Annotated in this window: 5 protein-coding genes; 3 read left to right on the top strand and 2 right to left on the bottom strand. The window is 66.0% G+C overall.

Features of this window, described 5'->3' with window-relative positions:
• Positions 1–1,183, bottom strand: a 1,183-nt coding sequence (locus PGX04_RS11180; protein WP_273738576.1) for a hypothetical protein, incomplete at its 3' end; no start/stop codon positions are given.
• Positions 1,184–1,277: 94 nt separating this feature from the next.
• A complete protein-coding gene (locus tag PGX04_RS11185; protein ID WP_273738577.1) occupies positions 1,278–1,418 on the bottom strand; it encodes a hypothetical protein in 141 nt (46 codons plus the stop codon).
• 32 nt (positions 1,419–1,450) lie between these two features.
• On the opposite strand from PGX04_RS11185, the gene PGX04_RS11190 reads away from it, so the two are divergent.
• From PGX04_RS11190 to PGX04_RS11200, 3 genes are all read left to right on the top strand, one after another.
• Positions 1,451–2,233, top strand: coding sequence for an ABC transporter ATP-binding protein (locus tag PGX04_RS11190; protein WP_273738578.1), 783 nt, complete (start codon positions 1,451–1,453; stop codon positions 2,231–2,233).
• A 189-nt stretch (positions 2,234–2,422) separates the two neighbouring features.
• Positions 2,423–2,665 (top strand): DUF8015 family protein, encoded by a 243-nt coding sequence (locus PGX04_RS11195; RefSeq protein ID WP_273738579.1) that lies wholly within the window; start codon positions 2,423–2,425, stop codon positions 2,663–2,665.
• Between the two features lie 331 nt (positions 2,666–2,996).
• On the top strand, positions 2,997–3,648 hold a 652-nt coding region (locus PGX04_RS11200; RefSeq protein WP_273738580.1), incomplete at its 3' end, for a bifunctional folylpolyglutamate synthase/dihydrofolate synthase.

Here is a 3,648-nt window from a genome sequence, read left to right on the forward strand (position 1 = left end):
CGCGGATCGCCTGCCGGCCGGTGAGCGTCGACGTGACGACGGCGGGCAGGGCCGGTCCGAGGTCGCCGAGCGGGTTGAGCGTGAACAGGACGCCGGCCGCCCAGACCTCGTACAGACAGAACATGACGGCCATGAACGAGGGGATCGTGCCGCTCTCGATGATCTGCTGGATGAAGCCGAGCGCGCCGAGAAGTGGGTAGCCGGCGTACGCCAATCGGATCGGCGCTCGCTTCGTCCGACGAACCGCCGTCACCGCCACCGTCCGGACCGGTCGCGAGACGGTTCCCGAGAGGAGCCCGGCGAGTCGGTCGGACGACGCCTCTTCGTCGACGTCCTCGTCGTCGGTGCGTGCCGGATCCGCGAACCAGTGGCGCTGTGCGGAGGGGACGCTGGCGACGAAGGCGACCCCGACGAGGAGGGCGGATCCGGCGACCGCACCGGCGATACCGACCGTCGACGGGTCGATACCGGGGACCCCGACCAGCAGCAGGTGGCCGGGCCACCCGAGCGGGCTGGTCTGTAACGTCGTGAACAGCGACCACATGACCGCGTTCAGTCCGCCGGTCGCGATCGCGCCGAAGTAGACGACCCAGAACGCGGCGAACAGGAGCGTTCGATACCGGGCGACCGGCTCGTAGACCGTGATCAGGTGGCGGACCCAGATGCCGACGACGAATCCGACGGGGATGGCGGTGAGCAGGAGGAGGGCGACCAGTAACGGCGCGACGAGTACCGGAAGCACCGTCCCCGCGCCGTACGCGAACGCGCCGGCGAAAAGCACCGTGACGGGTATCAGAACGCCCGCGTAGAGTGCGGTTTCTGCGGCGACGATACCGACGACGGAGTTCCGGACCGCCGTCGACAACAGGAGAAAGGCCGGTTCGTCGACGTCGGCGACGGTCGTCACGGTCCGCATGATCGACATCATCACCAGGAACACCCACAGGACCGCAACGCCGCCGGTCACGTACTCGGTCACCGTTGCGGCGGTGTCCGTGGTGAGGGATGCGGCGGCGGCCTGCTCGCCCAGTTCCGGCAACAGGAGCAGGCCGACGGCCGTGATCGGGCCGAGCGCGATCAGCGCGACCACTGCTATCGTGAGCAGTTTCGTCCGACTGCCGACGACCGCTCGGACGGTCCGTCGGAGCTCGGTTCCGGCGACGGTAGCGGACGCGTGAGCCATCAGGGCCCACCTCGACTCGAGCGGTCGAAAGGCGATATGGCAGCGTGCATAGTCGAATCCGCGTCGTGCTGCCAGTAAACCCTTTGGATTTCTGTCATCCGATTCCGTCGATCGACTCGATCGAGTCGTCGTCCACTTCGATCGGGCGTCGAGTCGTCGTCCCGCTCCGGACGGCCGCGAGTCGAACGCTCTCCCACCCGCCACAGGGGTTGCCGACGGCGGCCGAACATGACACACCTTTAATTATATACCGCCGAAAGGACGCGTATGAGCCCTATCGACGCCCTCGCCATCGAAACGGACGGACTGACGAAGCGGTACGGCGAGACGACCGCCGTCGACGATCTCACGATGGACGTCGAGCGAGGATCAGTCTACGGCTTCCTCGGTCCGAACGGCGCGGGGAAGACGACCACGATGCGCATGCTGACGACGCTGACCAAACCGACCGCGGGGACGGCCCGCGTCGCCGGCCACTCGATCGCAGAGCGCGAGTCCGTCACCCCGCACATCGGCTACCTGCCCGAGGAGCCGCCGGTCTACGACGAACTCACCGGCCGAGAACAGCTCGAGTACGCCGCCGGCCTCCGCGATATGCCCGACGCGGAGGCTGACGAGCGCATCGAGTCGCTACTCGAGCGCTTCGATCTGCTGGCGGACGCGAACAAGCGCATCGAGGACTACTCGAAGGGGATGCGCCAGAAGGTCGGCGTCATCCAGGCGGTGTTGCACGAACCCGACGTCGCTTTCCTCGACGAACCGACCAGCGGACTCGATCCGCGCGCGGCACGGACCATGCGAGACACGATCGCCGATCTCGCCGATCGAGAGATGACGATCTTCCTCTCGACGCACATCCTCCCCGTGGTCGACGAACTCGCCGACGAGATCGGCGTCCTCCACGACGGGAGACTCGTCGCCGAGGGCGACCCCGAGACGCTCAAGACCCGCGCCGAGACCGGTGACGCCCGCAGTCTCGAGGACGCGTTCCTCGAGATCACTCGCGAGCACGGCGAAGACGGTTTCGCGAGGGAGCAACCCGTCGAGTGACGCCGAGCCATCGGTCGACGAGGGTGCCCGAATCGGATCCGATCGACGCGGAGCGGTGACGAAACCGATAGTCCCGTTCTCTTAGATCGGATAAGACGGTTGGAGAGGGGCATAGATGCGCCCTGAGCCGTTCGGTGGCGAACGATTTTAGTGGATCGCCGTCGTACAGCCGTCCGGAGGTGAGAACGAATGGTGCAGAGAGACATTACCGGCATTGGTAGCGTCGCTCGACTTGCCGAGTACGTCCCGGCGATCGACCGATACGATCTCTTGCTCGGACTGATTCCGATTGCGTTCGCAGTGGCCGGCCTCGCGGGTCTCGTCCTCGATCTCTCCGTCGAAACGGCCCTTCTCGGCGGTGTCGCCGTCGCCTCGCTCGCCCTGTTCGACGGGCTGATCCGCCGGCCGCCGACGGGCCTCCGAAATGCGTGAGTGCGATCGGCGATCGAACCGTGACGGCGGCAGTCAGTGATCAACCGTGAACCCGAACGGAATCGAAACCGCCTCGAGCCAGTAGTGAGTCCACCTCTCGCATTTCAGCTGTCGATTCGGTAATCGAAGCGGTTCTCGGTACTCGATTCGCTCGAGCGGCGGTACCGTTCTCGACCGGGTCGGGTCGAAGCGTCATACGGGCTCCTGTCAATCAGTTCCGGAGCAACCGCGAACCATCCTGCGGTTGCTCCGGGTAATCGTTACAACAGACCGTCTCAAGACCGCCGTCCGAACAGAATACTCAAAAACGATCGGCCACTCTGGTATCGATATGGAGTATCACGAGGCGGCGGACTTCGTATTTGATCTGCGGCGGTTCCGCCCGAAGCCGGGCACCGAATCGACGGCCCGGCTGCTGGCCCACCTCGAGGACCCCCACGAAACCGTCGATTTCGTTCAGATCGCCGGCTCCAACGGCAAGGGGAGCACGGCTCGAATGCTCGAGCGGACCCTGCGGGAAGCCGGCTATTCCGTCGGTCTCTACACCTCGCCACACCTCGAGGACCTCCGCGAGCGGGTCCGCGTCGACGGGCGGAAGATCCCCCGGTCGGCCGTCTGCGAGTACGTCGAGGCGGTTCGCAAGTACATCACCGACCGAGCCGCCGACGGCGAGTCCCCCACCTTCTTCGAGGCGATGACCGCGATGGCGCTGTGGCGCTTCGGCCGCGAAGACGTCGATATCGCCGTTCTCGAGGTCGGCATCGGCGGCAAGTACGACGCCACCAGCGTCGTCGATCCCGTCGCGAGTGCGGTCACGAGCGTCACCCTGGAGCACACGGGAATCCTCGGCGACACCGTCGAGGAGATCGCCCGCGACAAGGCCCACGTCGCCCCCGAAAACGCACCGCTCGTAACGGGCGTCACCGGGAGCGCGCTCGAGGCGGTCCGCGATCGTCTCCGGGTGGTCGATGATGTTCGTCTTG

The sequence above is a fragment of the Natrinema soli genome (genome assembly GCF_028618695.1).